Here is a 22,031-nt window from a genome sequence, read left to right as displayed (position 1 = left end):
CGGTGCTCCAACAGCCCTCATGGTGAGGCGGGAGCGTAGCGACCCTCGAACCACGAGGGCGTGGCACGATTTTACGCGTCCAGCGGCTCGGTGCCAGTGGGGTTTCCGTCGCGGGAGAGGGTGATCTTCTCGATGCGGGCCTCGGCCGCCTGCAGCAGGGCTTCGCAATGCTTCTTGAGGGCTTCGCCGCGCTCGTAGATGGCGATGGATTCGGCCAAGGGCGCGCGGCCCGATTCGAGCTTGCCGACGATTTCCTCGAGTTGGGCCAGGGCGGCCTCGAAGCTCAGCGTCTTGACGTCGTCATTGTCGGCCATGGTGAAATCCTACTCGTCGAGGCGCCCGGTGGCGCCGTCCATCAGCATGGCGACATGGTGTGAAACACCCCCCGCCAGGCCCTTGAGGTCATAGCCACCTTCGAGCAGCGACACAATGCGGTTGCCGCAGCACCGCGCCGCCGCATCCATCAACTTTCCCGTGAGCCAGCCATAGTCGGATGATTGCCAGTTGAGCTGGGCCAGCGGGTCACGCTCATGGGCGTCGAAGCCGGCGGAGATGAGAATGAGATCGGGTGCGAAATCGATCAGCGCCGGGATGATGCGGGACTGATAGGCGTCACGCATGGACTCACCGCCGGTATTGGGGGCGAGGGGAGTGTTGGCAATGTTGCCGACGCCCGTCTCGCCGGCCTTGCCGGTGCCCGGATAGAGCGGCATCTGGTGGCTGGAGGCGTAGAAGACCGTGGGATCCGACTTGAAGATATCCTGCGTACCATTGCCGTGATGCACGTCGAAATCGACGATGGCCACGCGTTCGGCGCCATATTTGCGCTGCGCCTCGCGGGCCACGATGGCCGCGGTATTGATGAGGCAGAAGCCCATGGGCGTGGCGATTTCGGCATGATGGCCGGGCGGGCGAATGGCGCAGAAGGCATTGTCGGCCTCGCCCAGCAGCACCGCGTCGAGCGCCGCCAATGCACCGCCGAGGCCGGTGGCGGCGGCGGCGAGCGAATTGGCCGAAATGAAGGTATCGGCATCAAGCTGGCCGATGCCCTCGGCCGGGCGGCCCTGGCGCAGATGGGCGAGATAGCTGGAATCGTGGACCAGCTCGGCCAGCATCAGGTCGCCGGTGGGCGCATCGCGGCGCAGGAGCTTGTCGAAGCGCGGGCTTCTCAGCGCATCCTCGACCGCGCGAATGCGGTCGGCACGCTCGGGGTGCCCCTGCGGCGTGACGTGATCGGCAAAGTTCGGCTGGCTGACGAGCAGCGTGGTCACCGGGGGCTGGTCTCCTGATTCGCTCCTTCGTCTTGACGCGCGAGGGCGGCATTGTCAAACAACCGGCCATGACCGAACCCGCCGTCGACCCCCGAACCGTGACCGAAGCCGCCGCCCTGCTGCGCGCGGGCAGGCTCTGCGCCTTTCCCACCGAGACCGTCTATGGGCTGGGCGCCGACGCGACCGACGCCGACGCCGTGCTGGCCATCTATGAGACTAAGGGGCGGCCGCGTTTCAACCCGTTGATCATCCACTGCGCCGACCTGGCCATGGCCGAGGCGCTGGCGGAGTTTTCGCCGCTGGCGCGAAGGGTGGCGAGCCTGTGGCCGGGCAGCCTGACGCTGGTGCTGCCGGCAAAGAAGGGCAACGGGCTGGCCGATGTGGCCATGGCCGGGCTCGACAGCGTGGCGATCCGGGTTCCCGACCATGCCTTGGCGCTGGAGCTGATCGCGGCGGTGGGCAGGCCACTGGCGGCGCCATCGGCCAATCCATCGGGGCGGCTGTCGCCGACCACGGCGGAGCAGGTGCGGCAGGGCTTTGGCGGCACGGTGCCGGTGCTCGATGGCGGGCCGTGCCGGGCGGGGGTGGAATCGACGATCATCCGGGTGGAGAGTGAGCGGCTGGTGCAATTGCGCGCCGGGGCGGTGGCGCGGGCGGAGATCGAGCGGCGGTTGGGGCTTGCCGTGGCTGTGGCGGAGAAGAGTGCCGCGGTGGCGGCGCCGGGGATGCTGGCGAGCCATTATGCGCCCAATGCGCAGATGCGGCTCAATGCGGCGCCGCGGGATGGCGAGGCTTATCTGGCGTTTGGGGCGGCACCGGATTTCGATGGGGTGACGCGGAACCTGTCGCCGGCGGCGGATTTGCACGAGGCGGCGCGGAACCTGTTTGCGATGCTGCATGAGCTGGATGCGGCGGGGGTGGGGGTGATTGCGGTGGCTCCGATCCCGGAGGAGGGGCTGGGCGAGGCGATCAATGATCGGCTGCAAAGGGCGGCGGCGCCGAGGGATTAGAGCTGCTCTAACCTCTCCCTTCGGGGGAGAGGTCGACTTGCGAAGCAAGGCGGGTGAGGGGGCCTTTCCCACGCACTGCACCATGCAAAGGCCCCCTCACCCGGCGCTGCGCGCCGACCTCTCCCCCAAAGGGAGAGGTAAGGAAGGCTAATCCCGCACCTTATACGGCTTCTGGTCCCGCATGAACCGGGCCAGGGCCTCAAGGTCCTGATCGCCGCCGGGGGGCAGGACGACGCGCAGGTTTACATAGAGATCGCCATCGCCATGGAGGCCCTTGCCCTTGAGGCGGAGGGCCTTTGACGTGTCGACGCCGGGGGGCAGGTTGAGTTCGACCGAGCCGTCAAGCGTGGGCACGCGGACCTTGGCGCCGAGTACGGCTTCGTAAAGCGCCAGCGAAACGTCGGTGCGCAGGTCGGCGCCGTCGCGGCGGAATTGTTTGGATTTCTCGAAGCGCACGGTGACCAGGGCGTCGCCGGGTTCACCCATGCCGGGCGAGCCCTGGCCCTTGAGGCGGATCTGCTGGCCTTCCTCGACCTTGGCCGGGATCTTGACCGACAGCACCTTGCCCGAGGGCATGCGCACATCGATCGGCTTGGCTTGGTGGGCATCTTCCAGCGAGATCGTGGCGTTGACCACGATATCCTCGCCTTTCATGCTGCGGCCGCCGCCGGCTGTTGCGCCGGCAAAGGGGTCCCACTGGGCGCCGCCAGCCGGGCCACGGCCATTGCCCATGCCGCCGCGCTGCTGGCCACCGAAGCCGCTCATGAATTCCTTGAGGATGTCCTCGGCCGAAAAACCCGCGCCGGCCGCACCACCGCGAGCGCCACGCGCGCCGCCGCCAAAGCCGCCGGGATTGAAGCCGGCGAATTTGGGATTGCCGTCGGCGTCGATCTCGCCACGGTCGAACTGGGCACGCTTGCCGGCATCGGTCAGCAGGTCATAGGCATTGGTCGCCTCGGCAAACTTGCCGTGCGCCGAGGGATCATCCGGGTTCTGGTCGGGGTGATACTTCTTGGCCAGCTTGCGATAGGCGGACTTGATGTCCTTCTCGCTCGCCGATCTTGGCACCCCAAGCACGGTATAAGGATCGCGCATTTGGTCCGTTCAATGTCGAGGGCGTTGCTTCGCCCAAGGTTCAAGTCCTATATGGCCACCGCCCCCGGTAATGTCCAGTTATGCGCGACGAAGGGATGATTCCACCATGCTCCAGACGCTGACCGAGCGCCTGTTCGACGATAGCGACCGCGCCGACCTCGATCCGTTTGCCCTGTTCGAGGAATGGTTCGCTTTGGCCAAAGAGGCCGAGTCCAACGATCCCCATGCCATGGCGCTGGCCAGTGTCGATGCGGATGGGTTGCCTGACGTGCGCATGGTGCTGCTCAACGCGCGGGATGCGCGCGGGTTCTGCTTTTTCACCAATTTCGAAAGCGAAAAGGGCAAGCAGTTGCTGGCCCAGCCCAAGGCGGCCATGGTGATGCACTGGAAGTCGCTGCGGCGGCAGGTGCGGATGCGGGGCCCCGTGGAGGTGGTGACGGACCAGGAGGCGGACGCCTATTTCGCTTCGCGCGCCAAGGGCAGCCAGATCGCCTCGTCGGCCTCGGAGCAGTCGCGGCCGGTTTCGAGCCGCGAGGCGCTGCTGACGCGAGTGGCCGAGATCAGCGCCGAAATCGGCGAGAACCCGGTGGTGCGGCCGATGCACTGGTCGGGGTTCAGGATCGTGCCTGAGAGCATCGAGTTCTGGAAGGACGGGGAATTCCGGCTGCATGACCGGGTGCGGTTTGTGCGGGATGGGAATGGGTGGAGGAGTGAGAGGCTTTATCCCTGAGTGTACATTTTGAACGCATGAACATCAGCTCACCGTGGGCAGCCGCCTTCCCAATCCCTTCCGCCTCGCCTAAAACCCTCTGATGGCTTGAGGGTGGATCATGGAGCGGCCGGTGGCGGTGGTGTTTACCGGAACGCGGCGGGAACTGGGGTTCATGCTGCTGCGCGGTTATGTGCTGCTGATTCCCAGCATCGGGCTCTATCGGTTCTGGCTGACGACCTGGAAGCGGCGCTTCTATTGGGCCAATACCGAGATCGATGGCGATCCGTTGGAATATACCGGCAATGCCATCCAGCTCCTGCTCGGCTTCCTGATGGCGCTGGCGGTGTTCGTGCCGCTTTACGGGCTGTTCTTCTATCTTTCCACGCAATCGTCCGAAGCGGCCATCATTGGCTATTCTGCTGTCGCGGTGCTGGTCTGGTTCCTTATGGGCTATGCCATCTATCGGGCGCGGGACTTCCGGCTGTCGCGGACACTGTGGCGCGGCATACGCTGCGACCAGGGCGGCAATGCGTGGAACTATGCGGTCCGGCGGTTCTTTTGGTCGCTGCTGGTGCTGGCGACGGCGGGGCTGGCTTATCCGTTCATGGCGGCGAACCTGTGGTCCTATCGGTATCGCCATAGCTGGTATGGTGACCGGCAATTCGGTTTCGTGGGTAGTTGGAAGCTGCTCGCGCGGCCGTTCTATGGGACCTATCTCGCCATGGCGGTGATCGGTGCGGTGGGATTGGGCATAGGCTCCGCCATGGGTGGGCTGCCGGTGAGCGGCGTGCCGACCGTGGGAGGTGCCGTGGTGATGGTTATCGCCGCGGCGCTGATGGGCCTGCTGGTGCTCTATTACCAGTCGCGCGAGATCAGCCGCATGTTTTCCGCGGTCCGGTTGGGACAGGCGGCGCTGACGGTAACGGTGCGGGCGCGGAGCCTGGTCGGGCAATATGTGCTGTTCGGGCTCGCTTTGGCCGGGAGTTACGTCGTGCTGGCGGCCGGCGGGCTGATCGTGCTGGGCTCGGTGGCGAGTGGGGCGTTTGCGGGGGGTGGATTCGACCCGCAGGTGTTCAGGCAGAGCCTACAGGGAAGCTTCAGCGTGCTGCTGGCCATCGTCTTCGGCTATCTGCTGCTGTTGGGCGCTTTCAGCCTGATGGTTGAACTGTTCCTGGGGCTGGGCTTCTGGAAGCTCGTGGCGCAGGGCGCCAGCATTGCCGGGCTCGACAGCCTGCGCGACGTCAAGGCCCGCGGCGAGGATACCCGTCTTGGCGGCGAAGGGCTGGCCGATGCCCTCAATGTCGGGGCCTATTGATGAGCGGGAGCATAGCGGCGCGCTTTCATGACGGGCTGGTGGCGCAGGTTCACGCCGTGGCGCTTATGCACGAGGCCGGGACGCTGGTGATCCGCGCCGGGGATGGCGCCGAGCTGGGGCGTTGGGCGACGGCGGATCTCTTTGCCGTCCATGGCCGCAAGGACGAATTGCGGCTGGGCGCCAATGGCCAGCCGACCGGCGCCCGCGTGGTGGTCAAGGGGCGCGAGGATGTGGCGCGGGTGCTGGCGACCTTGCCGGTGCTCGGTCAGAAGCGGCGACAGCAGACCGGGCGGGAAATCCGGATCGCGGTGACCGCCACCGTGGCACTGGCGGCGGTGATCGTCGCCTATCTCTATGGCGTACCGCTGCTGGCGGGCCGCATCACCGGACTGGTGCCGCCGGAATGGGAGCGGAACCTGGGCGAGACCGTCGCCCGGCAGATGGAAGCCAGCCTGGGCGACGACAGCGGCTTCGAGGTCTGCGACAGCAATCCGGATAGTCTCGCCAACCGGGCCATCGCGCGGTTCGGGGCGGCGGCGCTGGAGGGATCGGGATCGCCATTCGAGCTCGATATCAGGGTGGTCAAATCCGAGATTCCCAATGCCTTCGCGCTGCCGGGCGGGCAGGTATTCTTCTTTTCCGCATTGCTGGAACAGGCCGAGACGCAGGACGAGTTTGCCGGGGTGCTGGCTCATGAGGTGGGCCACGTGGCTTATCGCCACGGCATGGAGCAATTGATTTCCACCGCCGGCACCGGCGCGCTGATCGGCTTCATCCTGGGCGACATGACCGGCATTTCGGTGGCGGCGGGCCTCGGCGCGACGATCATCGACGCCCGTTTCTCGCGCGATGCCGAGCGGCAGGCCGATGCCTTTGCCGCCCATGTGGCCGAGCGCATGGATTTCAACCCGGCCGGGCTGGCCGATCTCATCAACCGGGTCGGGGCGGACGATGAATTCGCCCGTGCCCTGGCGCTGCTCAGCACCCACCCGCTGACCGATGACCGCAAGGCGGCGCTGGACCCGCTGAGCCAGCAGCGGCCGACCGGGCTTGAGCCGCCCTTCACCACGGCGGAGTGGAACGCCATCCGCTCCATGTGCGGCATGCCCGATCCCAAGACCAAGAGCAAATGATCGCCACCCGGGGAAATCTTCAAATTCGCGCAATACCTTGCGGGTAATCTCGCGGCGCATGTGAAGGGGCGGCATTGCGCATACTGATCCGGACATCGAAATGGGCAATCGTGGCGCGCCGGCTGGGCAGCGTCGCGGTGCCGCTCGTCGTTATTTCGGTGCTGCTGCACTGGTTCCGGCTGATCACCAGCGACCTGTTCCTGGTGGCGGCGCTGGCGGCGGGCCTGGTGGCCTTGCTGGCGGTGCTGGCCGCGCTGATCGCGCTGGCGCGGCTGTGGCAGACGGGCGACCAGGGCTGGGGCAGGGCACTGGCCGGGCTGCTGTTCGGCACGCTGAGCCTGCTGCCCTTTGCCTGGTATGGCAGCCTGATGCTGACCTATCCGCCCGTGACCGATATCGCCACCACCGACCGGAGCCTGCTGCCGCTGGTCTTCGAGCCAGGCATGCAGGCCATGCCGGCGCCGAAAATGCTGTCGGCCGAGACCATGGCGGCGGTTTTTCCCAATGCCGAAACGCGCACTTATCCGCTGGGGCTGGTGCCGACCTTCGGGCTGGTGCGGGCTTTGGTGGCCGGCAATGGCTGGGAAATCCGCCTGCTGCGCGAGCCGACGGCCGGGTTCGATCCGGGGCAGGTCAATGCCCAGATCGTGACGCTGCCGGGCTGGCGCGAGGAGGTGGTGATCCGGGTGACCGGGACGCTGACCAATTCCACGGTCGACATGCGCTCGGCCTCGCTCAACGCCTTGCATGATTTCGGCTCGAACGGCTCGCGGATCGAGGAATTCCTGGCGGCGCTGGACGATGCGGTGACAGGGCTGCTGCGCGACAATCCCAATGCCAATGTGCCGTTGGAGGCGGGGGTGGAGGAGGCGGAGTAGCCTGCAGTAGACCTCATGGTGAGCTTGTCGAACCACGAGGTCGTGGCACCCAGGCCTCCACTCGCTCGACCTCGTGGTTCGACAAGCTCACCATGAGGTCTTCATGGCATCTGGGCCCGCATCCCGAACAATGCCCCAGAACGTCATTCCCGCGCAGGCGGGAATCCACTCTTTGGAAGGTGCGGGGATCGACAAGAATGGATTCCCGCCTGCGCGGGAATGACACCGTGATTTAGGTATCAGCGGAAATCCGCATCCCCAGCAATCCCCGCGACACGCTCAACGCGCCCAGCCCTTCGAGATATTCCACATGGGCGGTGATGGTCAGGCGGGCGGCGCGGCGGACGGGCAGGGGCTGGGCGGGGTAGATTGCCGCCACGATGGCCGGGACGGTGCGGGCACCCGCCCTGACGGCGGCGACGACCTGCTGGTTGCGCATCTGCCGGTGGGCCTTGAGAGCGGCGGCATAGGCCGGGCCGTCGACGATGGGGCCGCCGTGGGCCGGCACGTATTGGCGGCAGGGCAGGGCGATGACCTTGTCGAGCGAGGCGAAATAGTCGGCCATCGAGCCATCGGGGACCGAGACGAGGGTCGAATTCCAGCCCATGACATGATCGCCGCTGAGCAGGATGTCACCGGCGCTGAAGGCCAGGTGATTGGCGCAATGGCCGGGCGTGGCGTGGACGGTGAGGGGCACGTCGCCCGCAGTGATGGTCTCGCCATCAATGAGGGTGCGGTCGGGCACCAGATCCCAATCGCAGGAGTTGCGGATGGGATTGCGCTCGAATCGGCGCAGCGGGCGCGACAGGCGATGCTTGCCGCCGAACCAGAGGGGGACACCCAGATCGCGCGCCAGCCGTGATGCCGATGCGCTGTGGTCGCGGTGGGTATGCGAAAGCATGATGGCATCGACGGGGCGGCCGCCGATGCCATCGATCAGCGCGGCGAGGTGAACCGGATCGTCCGGGCCCGGATCGACCAGCGCAAGGCGTTCGTGGCCCAACAGAAAACTGTTGGTGCCGGTAAAGGTATAGGGGCTGGCATTGGGCGCGGTGATGCGGGTGATACCGTCGGCGACGGGTACGGCGCGGCCAGTCTGGGGGTCGAAGTCCCTGTCGAAGGACAGGGCCGGAACGGGTGATGCCATTGCACTCACTTTGCCGAGAGACTAAAGAAGTCGTGATTTGAACGACAGCGCGGCCCGGGAGGGGACGCCGGTTCAGACAAGCATGGAAGGTATGAAATGGCCGTGACTTTGACCACGCCCAATACGCTGCTCGGCGTATTCCAGCCCAAGGGCGATACTGCCAAGCTGGCAGCCAATCTCGCAACCATCGTGCTCGGCACGCTGCTCATCACCATCTGCGCCAAGATCAACGTGCCGGTATGGCCGGTTCCGGTGACGCTGCAGGGCTTTGCCATCGCGGCACTGTCGGCGGCTTTCGGCCTGCGCATCGGCGTCGCCACCGTGGCGCTCTACCTGCTCGAAGGCGCCTTCGGCCTGCCGGTCTTCGCTACCGGCGGTGGCCTGGCCTATCTCGTCGGCCCGACCGGCGGCTTCCTACTCGGGTTCCTGGTGATGGCCGCCATCATCGGCTATGCCGCCGACAAGGGCGCCTCGGGCAAGCCGCTGACCCTGTTTGCCGCCATGGTCGCGGCCGATGCGGTGCTGCTGGTGCTGGGCTTTGTCTGGCTGCTGGCCTTGTCCGGCAATGCCGGCTGGATCGACCAGAACAACGTGGTCGCCTCGGCCTTTGCCGGCGCCATCCAGCCGTTCATCGTCTGGGATATTCTCAAGATGGCCCTGGCCGCGCTGACTGTAACGGGTGCCTGGAACATCCTGGCCAAGCGCTAAACCTCTGTAAAAGACTGAAAAGGCCGGCCTCGTGCCGGCCTTTTGCTTGACATTTTACTGCTCAGTGAGCAACGGATGGACACATCTATTCTGGTGTCGCCGCGAGGCGGCGCGGCTATTGGGCTGGGGGAACCATGATTGATGCACCGATGCGCACGGTGCTGATTGCCGACGCCAGTGCCGACAGTCGCCGGCCGCTGCGAGACGCGCTGAGCGACGCCGGCTTCGCTGTTGTCGAGGTCGACGATGGCATGGAGGCCATCGACACATTGGGCCGGGAAGCCTTCGACGTGGTGGTGACCGATCTGTGGATGCCGCGCGCCGATGGCATCGCCATCATCCAGTCGATGCGCGCCGCATCGCCGGCAGCCGAGATATTCGTGGTCACCGGGGGCGGGCCGGGCCTGTCCATCGCCACAGCAGCGGCGCTGGCGCTGGTCTGGGGTGCCCGCAAGGTCTATGTGAAGCCGTTCGACATGGGCGAGCTGATCGCCGATATCAGGGCGCTGTTCGGCTCGCTAGCGCAGCACCGATAGCCGCCGGACGATGAGTTCGAGCGAGCGGGCAAAGCATTCCTGCTCGCTGGCCTCCAGCCCGCTGATGATTTCCTCGACCGCCAAAGTCGGATCCTGGTCGAGCATCGCCCGACCCGCATCGGTCAGCTCGAGCAGCTCGGCGCGCCCCTTGGGCTGCTCTGCCGCCTTGGTCAACAAGCCCTTCTGCACCAGGGTCCGCACGGTGCGGCTTACCGGGCCGTTGGCGAGACTCTGGAAACGCGCCAGCTCGCTGGCCGTACGCTGGCTGATCGGGGCGCGGGAAAAATAACGCAAAGCCGTCCATTGTGCTGGAAACAGGTCGGCCGCATAGCCGCGCGAATGCAGCATGCGGGCCGTAAGCTCCAGCAGTTCGGCGAGCGCAGATGTCGATAGGGACCGCAAAGCCAACTCCGCCGCAAGGCTTTCGCCCCGACGCGTACGCGTCCGGGCCAAGACCGATCATGTCGATGCCCCCTATTCATACAAACCCTTTTACACGACGAACAACGCCACGTCACAGCATCGTTAAAAATGTTATTTGTTCACTGAGCCATGATGCGGCCTTCGGCCTGCTCAGACGGGCATCTGCAGCCGGGCCTTGAGGTGATCGCGGAGGCGCTGGTCGCGCGACTCGGGCGGACGCAGGACACAGGTGGTGCAATATTCGCCTGCTGATTCCCCCGTCGTGTAATAGCGGCAGCAGCCGCCCCGCGCCCGGAACCATTCGCAGCCCAGGACGCGCTCGGGATCGGTCTCGTCGCGCAGCACGATCTCGACGAACCCGGTTTGCTTGTTGGCCAGCGGCGAGCCAGGGGCCCCGATGATGGCATTGGCCACCCGCATGGCGTGCTCGGGCAGGCCGATGCGCTTGCCGACCAACAGCCAGCCCGCCGCCAGCGCATCGGCCACCAGCCGCCACATGGCGCTGCGCCCCAGCCGGGTCAGGCCGGACAAGGTTTCGATCAGCGGGGCATGGGCGGCCACCGCCAGGGCGCGGATGCCATCGATATCGAGCGGACGGTGGGTGGCGTCGGGGGCAGCAAGCAGCCGCAGGGTGAAGCGCAGGGCCTCCCCGCCTTCACCATCCTCCTCCCAGCGATACCATTGCGGCGCGGCGGCGATGGAACCGGCCCCGATATCGGGCAGGCCGGGGCCGGCCAGGTGCAGCGCCGCCAGGTTGCGTCCGAAGGCCCAGGCGATATCCCCGATCAGGTAGGCGGCGCACGTCCGCGCCTCCATATCCGCGTGGTCGCGGCTGACAGCGGCCAGCCAGGCCTCGACCACGGCGGGAGGCAGGGCGACGATGGGCTCATGCCCGGCGCGATCCGCGCCGATGGAGAGCTGCAGGTTTTCGGCCGATTGCAGCGGCTCGAGAAACTGCCGCAGCGGCAAACCATCCGTCGCGTCGATTGCCGTCAAGATATATGAACTCCGAAGTCAGGATTTAGCTAGTTCCCGCCCCGGCAAATGTCAATCAGCTCGGCGGCGCTTGACGGGCATCACCGGCTGTGATTGGTCCCCGCCTTCCTCCCCGCGCCCCACAATGGTCGGGCGCGACACAGCATTGGACCACGATATGAAGGTTATCTTCGATACCGATCCGGGGATCGACGACGCCATGGCGCTGCTCTACCTGAGCAAGCTGCCCGACATCGAACTGCTCGGCATCACCACCGTCGTCGGCAATGCCGATATCGCGACCACGACGCGCAACGCCCTGTTCCTGCGCGAGCGCTTCCATATCGCCGCGCCAGTCATCCAGGGCGCCGGCCAGACGCTCGATGGCAAGATCAAGCCCGAACCGGTCATCGTGCATGGCCACAACGGGCTGGGCGACATCGATATTCCGGCGGTCGACGAGACCGGCCTGCAGCCGGGCGCGGCATCGCAGTTCATCATCGATACGTTGCGCGCCCATCCGGGCGAGGTGACGATCATCGCCGTGGGGCGGATGACCAACCTGGCGCTCGCCCTGCGGCAGGACAGGGCCATTGCCGGCCTCGCCAAACAGGTGGTGATCATGGGCGGGGCCTTCGGCTATGAAGGCCGCAGCGGCAATATCACCCCGGCAGCCGAAGCCAATATCTATGGCGATCCGGTCGCCGCCGACGAGATTTTCGCGGCCGAATGGCCCGTCGTGGTGGTGGGGCTCGATGTGACGCATGACATCATCCTCACCGGGGATTATCTCGCCGCTTTGTCGGCCGAAGCCGGAGAAAATGGCGAATTGCTGCGCCAGATGTCGGATCACTATGCGCGCTTCTACAAGGAGGTCATGGGTCTTGCCGGCGTGGTGGGGCACGATCTGCTGGCCGTGACCTACGCACTGCGTCCCGACTGGTTCGAAACACGCTCCGGCCCCATCTGCGTCGTCTGCGACGGCATCGCCGCCGGCCAGACCATCCAGATGCCGGCAGCCCGCAAGGGCGGGCACCCCGACTGGGCCAACCGCCCGGCGCACCTGATCTGTACCGCCGTCAACGCCGACGCCGTCCTGCGCCACTATCGCGAGACAGTAGCAGGATAGAGACGTGCTCGAGAACTGCTAGGCTGGACCTCTACGCGAGGTGCTGATCGCGCAAGTTGCCGTTGGCCCGTCTTCTCTGAACTGCTAGGCTCATGGCCAGCGCCCTGCGGCACTCGTGGAGTTGCCGTTGGCCGTCTTCTCTGAACTGCTAGGCTTACCGAACTCGCCGGTTACAAAGTAACGCAGTTGCCGTTGGCCCGTCTTCTCTGAACTGCTAGGCTGCCGCCACCGCCCGAGGGCTGACCCCATCTGTTGCCGTTGGCCCGTCTTCTCTGAACTGCTAGGCTATGATTGCCGCCTCAACCGTCGCAGGGCATGTTGCCGTTGGCCCGTCTTCTCTGAACTGCTAGGCTCGCGCTTCCTCAATGCAGGCTTGGATGAACAGTTGCCGTTGGCCCGTCTTCTCTGAACTGCTAGGCTTGTCGCGCATGGTGCCCTGAAGGTTCTGCTGTTGCCGTTGGCCCGTCTTCTCTGAACTGCTAGGCTGTGTGAAACGCGCGACCCCAAAAATCATCAGTTGCCGTTGGCCCGTCTTCTCTGAACTGCTAGGCTCCCGGTGATCGTCGGAACAACCGTGTTTTCGTTGCCGTTGGCCCGTCTTCTCTGAACTGCTAGGCTAGGCGGCTTTCGTTGAGCATCAGCCAATCGGTTGCCGTTGGCCCGTCTTCTCTGAACTGCTAGGCTCTTGCCGAACGACATCAGCTCGACGTCACCGTTGCCGTTGGCCCGTCTTCTCTGAACTGCTAGGCTCGGGGGGCTGGCGATCATCGCGCTGATGGTGTTGCCGTTGGCCCGTCTTCTCTGAACTGCTAGGCTTGTCCAGTGCTCCGGTCTGGCCGGCCAGGGGTTGCCGTTGGCCCGTCTTCTCTGAACTGCTAGGCTAGTCGTTGAAGGGCATTGCGCGGCGCATCCGTTGCCGTTGGCCCGTCTTCTCTGAACTGCTAGGCTAGAGGTTGAGCGGCTGAATGAGCAGCTTCGCGTTGCCGTTGGCCCGTCTTCTCTGAACTGCTAGGCTCCCATCCGTGGATGGGGTCATGGGTTCGCTGTTGCCGTTGGCCCGTCTTCTCTGAACTGCTAGGCTCAACGCGAAAAAGGCCGAAACTCTGCTGACGTTGCCGTTGGCCCGTCTTCTCTGAACTGCTAGGCTAGAATGGCCCTTCGCAACGTGTCCCCCGACGTTGCCGTTGGCCCGTCTTCTCTGAACTGCTAGGCTTGCGCAGCAGGATGATGCGGTGGTTGATGCTGTTGCCGTTGGCCCGTCTTCTCTGAACTGCTAGGCTAAGCCCAGGCAGCACACGGAGGCGAATGCGGTTGCCGTTGGCCCGTCTTCTCTGAACTGCTAGGCTCGAGGATGGTGATGATCTAGGCGCAACGGTGTTGCCGTTGGCCCGTCTTCTCTGAACTGCTAGGCTTCAACGCGGACGGATTAGCCGACTGCAAGGTTGCCGTTGGCCCGTCTTCTCTGAACTGCTAGGCTGCCATGGTATTCGCACTCGTGCTGATGGCGGTTGCCGTTGGCCCGTCTTCTCTGAACTGCTAGGCTCCAAAAGCGCAAGTACCAGAAGCTCAAGAAGTTGCCGTTGGCCCGTCTTCTCTGAACTGCTAGGCTGGCAAAAACTACCGCTCCGCTTCTCGGCTTGTTGCCGTTGGCCCGTCTTCTCTGAACTGCTAGGCTGCAGATGTTTGAATACCATGGCGGCGCTGCGTTGCCGTTGGCCCGTCTTCTCTGAACTGCTAGGCTAACACGCTCGACCTCATGCTTTGCAATGAAGTTGCCGTTGGCCCGTCTTCTCTGAACTGCTAGGCTCCAGAAGGCGTTCGGGGAACAGCGTGGTTTGTTGCCGTTGGCCCGTCTTCTCTGAACTGCTAGGCTTTCGGTATTCCATCCCCGCACAGAAGAGCAGTTGCCGTTGGCCCGTCTTCTCTGAACTGCTAGGCTCGGTGCGCGAAACGACAACTCCGCCGCCAGGTTGCCGTTGGCCCGTCTTCTCTGAACTGCTAGGCTAAGGCGGTTCGACACTCGCTCAGGCGAACCGTTGCCGTTGGCCCGTCTTCTCTGAACTGCTAGGCTAAGCGAGCCAAGCGGCGGCAACAGCCACAGGTTGCCGTTGGCCCGTCTTCTCTGAACTGCTAGGCTTCCGCGGCCAACACGGCAGAGGCCGCCACTGTTGCCGTTGGCCCGTCTTCTCTGAACTGCTAGGCTAACTGCCGCCCGGCTACACCATGCGCGATGAGTTGCCGTTGGCCCGTCTTCTCTGAACTGCTAGGCTCGATGTTGGCCGAAATCTCTGTAAATACAGGAGATTTCGGCCACTTCGGCGTCTGGAAATTGGCGGTCGGAGCTAGAAAAGGGCCATCTGGTCGGGATTTTTCTGGCTGGGCGGCGGCCTTGATCCGAGAATCGCACGATGTTTTCATATTGCCGGTCGGTGAACTGGAAGATGTAGACATTGCCAAACTCCGGCAGTCTTGCGCCGATCTTGCGCACGTAGGAGTCGAACTGCTCCTTGCCGTTGCAGAAGCGAAGATAGTTGGAAAGCTGGCTCATTTCAAAGCCAAGATCGAGCAGGTCGTGGCGGAACCGAGTGGCGGCCTTGCGCTGGGCCGGTGTCTCGACAGGCAGGTCGAAAGTTACCAGCATCCACATGAATCGATATCCGCTGAGGTGGGACGGTTCGGCATTGGCCCTAAGCTCCCGTCGGGTCATCGATGGCCTCCTCACGGCGCTCGGCCAGCACAAGACCGGCGGGGAGGGCGAGCCGGGCTTCGCCGGTTTCGAAGCTGGTCGCCACCGAATGGACGAAACGCTGCACGTGGACCGCGAGCGGCGAGACGATGTCGCCGGTCGCCAGGTCGAGCGTGGACATGGCCGCCAACTGCCGCTTGCTGTCGGGATTGACCTCGGTGACGCCTTCGGTGGCAAGGCGTCGGACCAATTCGTCCACGAGCGGGCGGTAGGGCTCCATCAGGTCGTCGGACAGGGCGAAAGCGTTGCCGCGATTGGAATGGAAAACGCTGATAGTGGGGTGCAGCCCCGCTGCGCAAATGGCGCGGGACACGATCGCGCGCAAGACGGCATAGCCGTAGTTGAGCAGGCCATTGAGACCGGCTGCGTCTTGATCGCGCGAAAAGTCCGGACCGAACAGGGCTTTCCAGTATCGCCGCGCCGCCTGTGCCTCCACATTGCCGGGGTCGCCAGAACGAACCTTGCGGGCGAGCATGTCGAAAGCGCCGGCCTCGACACCGCGGCGCGCCAGAACGTCGCCCTGCATGCGGATTTTGCTGGCCACGATCCTGGCCCAAATCTGCTTGCCGAGTGGCCGGGTGGCTGCAATCTGCGCCCGCATGCGCGCCGCCTGCAGGTGGTGTCCCTCCAGCGGCCACACGCAGGCGACCGGCGCATGGTTGCTGCCGCAGATGACCACGGGCACGGCGCGCTCGCTCAGTCGCGTAAAGACGCTATTGGACCAGCTGGTGCCATGGGCATGGACAATCAAGCCACCGATATCGTCGAGTGCAATGCGCCCGCGCTCCTCGCCGGCCTCGCTCACGGTCAAGAATCCGCGATGCACCGCCAGAAACAGGCCATCGGTTTCTATGTCGACTATCCGTTCCATGGCGGCAACACTATGCCGTCGCCAATGGAGGCGAAATTTATTCCTTTATTTAGTGTTAACCGGCGGCGCTCTGCTTGCGCGCATTTCTGCTCTCGCGGTCCTGCGGGCCCGGATCGAATACGCGACCGGTCTCATCCACACGAACCTGGCGGAGTCGCGCGTCCCGCATGGCGCCGCCTGACTTGTAGAAATAACGGAAGCGATCCTCCGGATCGGCGTCGCGGCTCTTGAGCGCTCCGCCCTCCCGATTGCCCGCAAGCGCCATCTGGCCGCCCGAGCCGAATTTCACGACCCGGCCGATGGTGTAGCCGTCCTGTGGATGCTCATAGGCCACCATGTCGTTCTGGTGCAGGCTCAGCACCTTGCGGGCGGCAGGGTTTTTGTTGCGAATTTCGGATTGCCAGTCGGGCCGGTGGGCGTCGAACATGCTCACGACCTCGTGGGTCCATTTGCCATTGGGCAGTTCCCAGACATCGTAGCGATAGTTGGCATCGCCCTTGTAGCCCTTGTAGGGCGTCCCGTCCCGGTCCTTTATGGCGATGACGCTCACCGGCTCGACCACGCGCACATGGCGGATGCCTTTATAGGGTCCGCTCGCGCTGAAACGGGCGAGCGCGGCCGCCAGCTCGGCTTTGCCGGAAATGCCGGCTATCGCGCCATAGAGCGCCTCGGCGAGCTGCCGATCGCGGATCGAGGGGATGTCCTTTTCGGTCAGGGTGGCGAAGGGGACTCGATGCACCATGATTGGTACGCCCTTCCGTTCCTCGCCGGTAAAACCGTAGGCGGTGTCATTGTGCAATTGGCCGGCCGTCCGGGCTGGCTCGCCCGGTTTGGGCAGGGAGCCGTGATCGGGCTTATGGCTGACCACGATCCTGTCGATGGCTTCCTTCACGTCGTCGTAAAAACCCGGCCAGGGCGGCTCGATCTTGCCGATCGTTTCCTCGAGCGCCAGAGCCTCCCGCCCGCCGGCCGCGGTCGCGATGCGCTGCAGCAGGCGCCGGGTGGTCACGCCGACGACTATGGCGTCGATGGCATGATGGCGGTGGTCGTTGCGGTTCTTCTGGTCGTGGTCGGAGATGATGGCGTTGAGGCCCCATTGCCGGCGCAGCATCTCGGTCATCCGCCCCGGAATGACGCGCACATGGTTCCGGCGCGTGAACACCCCCCATTCGTCCGGTTCTTCATCGGGATAAAGCGCGGCGACATATTCATGCGCCATGCGCGAGAGATACTGGGTGTCGGTCAGTTGCCGGGCAAGGAAGCTCTCATCGTCCTTGAATTTCTTCATCGCCTCGCGGCCGAAGCGCCAGGCCTTGTTGCGGGGCAGCCGTTCGGCCCGCGCCAGGATGTCGTCATATCGATCATGCCATTGCGGCACCTCGGCGGGCGCGTGATTGCCCTTTTGCCGATTGCATTCGACATGGCAGACGATGCGATTGGCCTGGCTGTCGTCGAGGGTTTTCGACCAGGGCAGGATATGGTCGATATCGACCTGATTGGAAAACAGGGTGCCGATGCCGATCGCCTTGCCGCAATAGATGCATTCGCGGTTTTCCGGCTGCCTGAGGTTGAGGTCTTCCCACAGCTTGAGCAGAACCCGGTTATAGCCGTTGTCGTCGATGTCGAGCTGGCGCAGCTTCTCCGACCGGGCCTGGGCCGCCTTGGTGTTCCGCGCGATCTCCCGGTCTTTCTCGGCCTTCTGTTCCTCGTTGAGCTTGAGCTCGCGCGCCAGTTCCAGCGCGATCTGGTCGGGCCGGCCGTGGCGGCGCACCAGGGCATTGACGACGCGCTTGAGCTGGTTGAGCCCGATATGGACGGTGGGGTTGGTCAGACGCCCCTTTTGCACGTCATAAGGATCCTCAGGCTTGCCGGTGCCCGGCGGGATGCGCCGGCCCAGAACCTCCTGATAGGGCGGAAGTTCGCGCGCATCGGCCACGACACGCTGCAGGGCGGGGTTGTCCTTCCAGATATTGTCCATAGCCTGCCGCTCGGTCAGCACCACGTCGCGCCCGCTATCGTCCTTGACGGTGCCGTTTTTCAGTTCATCAAGCATATCCCGCAATGCCGTCTCGCCCAGGCGGCCATAGCCGGGCGGCAGTTTGGCGGCGGCGATGGCATCGATCCTGTCGGCGGCAAAGCCATAATGCTCTTCGAGCCACGCCTTGACCTCAAGCGGATCCTCGGTGTCGAGCAGCATCTCGATCACCGCCCAGCGCTCGGCCAGCGGCATGCCGATCCAGGCCTGGCCGAAGCGGTCCTTATGGCTCATTTCGGCCGCGACTTCGTCGCCCTTGAGCTTGTCGCGGGCGTCGCTCTCCTTGTTGAAGCGGGTGCCCGTGGGTGCCTTGAGGGTCTTGCGCAGCGCGGTGAAGGCAGAGGAGCGCTGGGTGCGCAACTGGTTGAACAGCGTATCGCGCTGTTCAAGCGTCAGTTTTTCACGCCGATCGCCCCGATGGACGACTTCCAGCTCATTGAGCTCCTTGACCAGCCGGAATTCCTGGAACAGCGGATGCGCCTTGGGCAGGCGGTCTTCGTCTGGATAGAAACTGCATTTGCCGACCTTCGGGCGCTTGAGGGGGCGTTGAAAAAACATCACCCGATGCAGATGATCGCCCCGCTCCTCGGTCAGCAGTTCGGGATAAAAGGCGGCCTGCGCCTTCCAGATTGCAGCGAATTCGCGCTCGAGAAAGCTGCGCTCGGGATAGAAGCCGTAGCCGTCCTCCTCCTTGTCATCCTTGCTCGGAACACGGGAGGGTCGCACCCGCACCCATTTTCCGGCGGAATGCTGCCGATGCAGGAATTCGCCGAGGGTTCGGGCGCCGGCTTCATCGAGCTTCTGGCCAAGACGCGAAATGCCCGAGGCGATCTTGCCCTGGTCATTGTCGCGCTTGTCGGTCTTGCGATTGGATTTGAAGCCGCGGCGCTGGTTGAGATGGAACAGGGCCCGCCCCAGATGATGGAGCGGCAGTTTTTCGTCCAGCGCGCGGGCCCGCAGCGCATAGACATTGCCGGCCACCGCGCCGAAGCGCCGGTCGTTGGTTTCGGCCAGCAGCGCCTTGCGTGCCTCGTCGGTGGGCGGCATCAGGCCGAATTCGGTCAAGGTATTGAGAAGGGTCCGGCGACGGCGCTTGTAACGGTCGCGGCGGCGCGACATGCCGCGCGCCAGCCGCCGCCCTTCGGCCAGCGAGGTGCCGGACTTGGGCTCGCGGCCATCGGCATAGATGCGGACTGCGGCGTTGATGATGCCGATGGGCTCGCCTCGGTCATCGAGCCGCAATACGGCCGAGCCGATTGACTTGGTGCCGATGTCGAATGCAAAGGCCGAACGAGAAATGTCTGTCACTATTGTTGCCCCCATATGACCTGCATATTTGCAAACACCGGCATCCACGCCAATGGCTCTCGCCATGGCGTGGATGCTGCCGCCCAGCAGTCCAGGGAAGATGTTCCGACGGCAACCAGGAATAACTGCATTCGCCTGACCGCGGGTGGCCATGCCCCGAATTTCGCTTACCTGATCGGTGGCCCCTGCCAGTGGAACGGCAATCCCGCGCGTCCGCATCCACCGGGAAAGAATAGATGCGCCATTCGCCGCGATCTATTCCGTAGGAATAACTATCGCGCCCTACGCACTTCCCCCGAGCGCGGCGATATTGCCCGCTTGGCAGACTTCCGCTAATGTCTCTGCACTGCCTAGCAGTTCAGAGAAGGCGGACCGGCTGTTAACAAGCGAAAGCTCGTAAAAGCTGAACGCACCAAATAAGGCCCTCGCTCCGGCGGGGGCTTTTTGGTTTTGCGGCCATGGGCGGGTGCCCGGTGGGCAAGGCGAAAGTTATTTCAGCGACAGATCGAACAGCCGGTCCTCGAACAGCCGGTTGCGGGAGCTTTCTATGTGTTGCCGCATCCGCGAACGGGCGGCCTCGGCGTCGCGGTCGCGGATGGCCTCATAGATGCCGGCATGTTCCTTGAACACATGTTCGAGGCCGGTGTCCCGGTCGTTCATCAGGGAGCGGCCATGCAGGCGCATGCCGACATGGATATGCTCGCGTAAAGCCTTCATCGAGGCTTCGTAGTAGTGATTGTTGGCCGCCGCGGTGATGGCCATGTGGAAGGCGTAGTCGGCGTCTTCGCGGTGGCTGTGCTGGCTGGTGGCATCGCTGAGCAGGGTCAGGACCTGGCTGAGCTCGTCCAGCATTTCCTGATTGCGGCGCTGCGCCGCGTAATAGGCGGCGTCCGGCTCAATGGTGAGGCGGAATTCGTAACAGCGCTGGATATCGGCAATGGTTTCGACGGGCGAATAGCCCAGGCCATGCTGGGCGTCGCCGGGGCGGACGAAACTGCCCGCGCCCTGGCGGGAATAGATCAGCCCCTCCGAGCGCAGGCGCTCCAGCGCGGCGCGCAGCACCGGTCGCGACACGCTCAGTTCGGTGGCCAGCTCGTTTTCGGAGGGCAGGCGCTGGTCGGCGGCATAGGAGCCGTTGGCGATGCGGCTGTGCATGACATGGTAGACGCGGTCGGCCAGCAGCATTCGCGCCCCGCCGCTTCCCTGCCTGCCATGTTTGGCGCTGCGCCGCTCAGCTTGCTCCATCTCGCGTTCCCGGTTTCGCCAATTGCATCCCTGTTTACAACAGGAACACTTCGAATCGCCACCATTTAGATGGCTCGATCAATACCTTGCGCTGACGATCCATGACGGCCGAGGCCTGTTGAGCTGGCAAGCTCAATAGGCGGCGCGATAGATCGCTTCGATATCGCCGGCTGACAGGGCGAGCGGGTTGAAATCCAACAGCCGCCGGATGGCATGGGCCTGCTCGGCCATTCCGGGCAGCGCATCCTGGGTCACGCCGTGATCGGAGAGGCGCATGGCAAGGCCCAATGCCGCGCAGAAGCCGGTCGCTTCCTGCAGCAGCTCGGCGCCAAAGGTGCTGCGCAGGCCCAGCGCGGCGCAGATCGCCGCGGTTTTTTCCGGAACGGCGGCGGCGTTGATGGCCAGCGTATGGGGGAAGACCAGGGCGTTGGCGACCCCGTGCGGAATGCCGAACACGGTGCCCAGCGGATAGGAAATGGCGTGGCCGGCCGTGGTGTTGACCGGCCCGAGGCACACGCCGCCATAGAAGGCGGCCAGGCTGAGGCCGGCGCGGGCTTCGAGATCGCCGCCATCGGCCACCGCGCGCTTGAGATAGCGGCCGATAAGGCGGATGCCCTCGATGGCATAGGCATCGACCACTGGATGGGCGCGACGGCTAGTATAGGCCTCGACGCAGTGAGCAAGGGCATCGACACCCGTCGCTGCCGTAACCGCGGGAGGTACGGAGGCGGTCAGGACGGGGTCGATGATGGCAATATCGGCCAGCATATGCGGGCTTTCGGTCGATATCTTGTTGAGCGTGGCCGGATCGGTGATCAAAGCGCGCGTGCCGACCTCGCTGCCGGTGCCGGCCGTGGTCGGAATCTGGGCGAGGCCCACGCGGCGCGCCGGAGCCCGGTTGAGCCCGGAAATGGAATCGAAAGGCTGGTCGGTGCCGGCCAGCACGGCGAGGATCTTGGCCAGATCCATGGCGCTGCCGCCGCCGAAGCCGATGACGAGGTCGGGGCCGACCGCCTGCATGGCCGCGCGCGCCGCCGCCAATGCTGCCAGGTCAGGCTCGGCGCGCAACTCGCCGAAGACCGAGACCGACCCAAGGCCCAGTTCGACCAGACGCGCGGCGTTGAAGCTGTCGGACACGACAAAGGGGCGCTTGAAGCCCCGTTCGGCAACCCAGTCCGCAAAACCGGCCAACTGGCCCGCGCCAAAACGCACGAGAGGCGGGCGGCGCAGGTCGATCTTGTCGTCCAGTCTCGCGGTCATTGGGGAACTCCGGGGGAAACAGCATGCAGATGCCATCAGGAGATAGGCTGGGACCTATCGACTTGTCAACATGGAAGGAGTTGTCTGGTCATTTCGACGAAGTTCGTGACATCACGCAAGCTCGGGTTCAGAAAAAAATTGGAAAATATGATGTTATATCAGTGGTATGATCTGATTTTTGGGTCGATGCTGGTTGGGCGTACATGCAATCTTTTCAACTTGAACGGTTGACAA

General features: G+C 64.4%; 18 protein-coding genes, 1 pseudogene and 1 CRISPR repeat array. Of the genes and pseudogenes, 8 read left to right on the top strand and 11 right to left on the bottom strand.

All coding sequences use genetic code 11. The features are described from left to right. Positions 1–71: 71 nt before the first annotated feature. On the bottom strand, positions 72–314 hold the full coding sequence (locus ASD80_RS01280; RefSeq protein WP_056227811.1) for an exodeoxyribonuclease VII small subunit: 243 nt from the start codon (positions 312–314) through the stop codon (positions 72–74). Positions 315–323: 9 nt separating this feature from the next. Further along, on the bottom strand, positions 324–1,271 hold the full coding sequence (locus ASD80_RS01275) for a histone deacetylase family protein (protein WP_056227808.1): 948 nt from the start codon (positions 1,269–1,271) through the stop codon (positions 324–326). 68 nt (positions 1,272–1,339) lie between these two features. Between ASD80_RS01275 and ASD80_RS01270 the strand changes: the two genes are divergently transcribed. Then, a complete protein-coding gene (locus tag ASD80_RS01270) occupies positions 1,340–2,281 on the top strand; it encodes an L-threonylcarbamoyladenylate synthase (protein ID WP_056228221.1) in 942 nt (313 codons plus the stop codon). A 147-nt stretch (positions 2,282–2,428) separates the two neighbouring features. Here ASD80_RS01270 and ASD80_RS01265 read toward each other — a convergent pair whose 3' ends face one another. After that, positions 2,429–3,376 (bottom strand): DnaJ C-terminal domain-containing protein, encoded by a 948-nt coding sequence (locus ASD80_RS01265; RefSeq protein WP_056227805.1) that lies wholly within the window; start codon positions 3,374–3,376, stop codon positions 2,429–2,431. A gap of 106 nt (positions 3,377–3,482) precedes the next feature. On the opposite strand from ASD80_RS01265, the gene pdxH reads away from it, so the two are divergent. From pdxH to ASD80_RS01245, 4 genes are all read left to right on the top strand, one after another. Beyond that, a complete protein-coding gene (gene pdxH / locus ASD80_RS01260; protein ID WP_056227802.1) occupies positions 3,483–4,106 on the top strand; it encodes a pyridoxamine 5'-phosphate oxidase in 624 nt (207 codons plus the stop codon). A 100-nt stretch (positions 4,107–4,206) separates the two neighbouring features. Beyond that, the gene (locus ASD80_RS01255) at positions 4,207–5,403 is read left to right on the top strand and encodes a DUF898 family protein (protein WP_056227800.1); all 1,197 of its coding nucleotides are present in this window, start codon (positions 4,207–4,209) and stop codon (positions 5,401–5,403) included. Next, on the top strand, positions 5,403–6,536 hold the full coding sequence (locus tag ASD80_RS01250) for a M48 family metallopeptidase (protein WP_056227797.1): 1,134 nt from the start codon (positions 5,403–5,405) through the stop codon (positions 6,534–6,536). The genes ASD80_RS01255 and ASD80_RS01250 overlap by 1 nt, the downstream gene beginning before the upstream one ends. 74 nt (positions 6,537–6,610) lie before the next feature. Further along, positions 6,611–7,414 (top strand): DUF1499 domain-containing protein, encoded by an 804-nt coding sequence (locus tag ASD80_RS01245; protein WP_156460267.1) that lies wholly within the window; start codon positions 6,611–6,613, stop codon positions 7,412–7,414. A gap of 232 nt (positions 7,415–7,646) precedes the next feature. Here ASD80_RS01245 and ASD80_RS01240 read toward each other — a convergent pair whose 3' ends face one another. Continuing rightward, positions 7,647–8,561: an MBL fold metallo-hydrolase gene (locus ASD80_RS01240; RefSeq protein WP_056227790.1), complete on the bottom strand. Its 915-nt coding sequence runs from the start codon at positions 8,559–8,561 to the stop codon at positions 7,647–7,649. A gap of 96 nt (positions 8,562–8,657) precedes the next feature. Here ASD80_RS01240 and ASD80_RS01235 point away from each other — a divergent pair, with 96 nt between their 5' ends. Continuing rightward, positions 8,658–9,269, top strand: a complete 612-nt coding sequence (locus tag ASD80_RS01235) for a biotin transporter BioY (protein ID WP_056227787.1) — start codon at positions 8,658–8,660, stop codon at positions 9,267–9,269. A gap of 134 nt (positions 9,270–9,403) precedes the next feature. Next, positions 9,404–9,805 (top strand): response regulator, encoded by a 402-nt coding sequence (locus ASD80_RS01230; RefSeq protein WP_056227785.1) that lies wholly within the window; start codon positions 9,404–9,406, stop codon positions 9,803–9,805. On the opposite strand, the gene ASD80_RS01225 is transcribed toward ASD80_RS01230, so the two are convergent. After that, positions 9,788–10,207, bottom strand: coding sequence for a MarR family winged helix-turn-helix transcriptional regulator (locus tag ASD80_RS01225; RefSeq protein WP_156460266.1), 420 nt, complete (start codon positions 10,205–10,207; stop codon positions 9,788–9,790). The genes ASD80_RS01230 and ASD80_RS01225 overlap by 18 nt on opposite strands. A 171-nt stretch (positions 10,208–10,378) precedes the next feature. Further along, positions 10,379–11,224 carry a (2Fe-2S)-binding protein gene (locus ASD80_RS01220; RefSeq protein WP_056227778.1) on the bottom strand — a complete coding sequence of 282 codons (846 nt, stop codon included), beginning with the start codon at positions 11,222–11,224 and terminating at the stop codon, positions 10,379–10,381. Between the two features lie 157 nt (positions 11,225–11,381). On the opposite strand from ASD80_RS01220, the gene ASD80_RS01215 reads away from it, so the two are divergent. Continuing rightward, complete coding sequence (locus ASD80_RS01215) at positions 11,382–12,332, top strand: nucleoside hydrolase (protein WP_056228218.1); 951 nt, start codon at positions 11,382–11,384, stop codon at positions 12,330–12,332. A gap of 185 nt (positions 12,333–12,517) precedes the next feature. Beyond that, a CRISPR array of direct repeats spans positions 12,518–14,602; the repeat unit is 36 nt; unit sequence GTTGCCGTTGGCCCGTCTTCTCTGAACTGCTAGGCT. Between the two features lie 185 nt (positions 14,603–14,787). Here the strand turns inward: ASD80_RS01215 and cas2 are convergent. From cas2 to ASD80_RS01190, 5 genes and pseudogenes are all read right to left on the bottom strand, one after another. Beyond that, positions 14,788–14,973: pseudogene (gene cas2 / locus ASD80_RS19015) on the bottom strand (CRISPR-associated endonuclease Cas2); the annotation flags it as partial. Between the two features lie 46 nt (positions 14,974–15,019). Next, a complete protein-coding gene (gene cas1, locus ASD80_RS01205; RefSeq protein ID WP_056227776.1) occupies positions 15,020–15,949 on the bottom strand; it encodes a type II CRISPR-associated endonuclease Cas1 in 930 nt (309 codons plus the stop codon). 55 nt (positions 15,950–16,004) lie between these two features. Further along, positions 16,005–19,292 carry a type II CRISPR RNA-guided endonuclease Cas9 gene (gene cas9 / locus ASD80_RS01200; RefSeq protein ID WP_244488900.1) on the bottom strand — a complete coding sequence of 1,096 codons (3,288 nt, stop codon included), beginning with the start codon at positions 19,290–19,292 and terminating at the stop codon, positions 16,005–16,007. Positions 19,293–19,781: 489 nt separating this feature from the next. Next, a complete protein-coding gene (locus tag ASD80_RS01195; protein ID WP_082554960.1) occupies positions 19,782–20,477 on the bottom strand; it encodes a FadR/GntR family transcriptional regulator in 696 nt (231 codons plus the stop codon). A 192-nt stretch (positions 20,478–20,669) separates the two neighbouring features. Further along, positions 20,670–21,797: an iron-containing alcohol dehydrogenase family protein gene (locus ASD80_RS01190; RefSeq protein ID WP_056227768.1), complete on the bottom strand. Its 1,128-nt coding sequence runs from the start codon at positions 21,795–21,797 to the stop codon at positions 20,670–20,672. Positions 21,798–22,031: the final 234 nt, after the last annotated feature.

It is taken from the genome of Devosia sp. Root635, assembly GCF_001427605.1.
In the GTDB taxonomy this organism is placed as follows: Bacteria; Pseudomonadota; Alphaproteobacteria; order Rhizobiales; family Devosiaceae; genus Devosia.
This window is presented reverse-complemented; position numbering and strand designations above follow the sequence as displayed.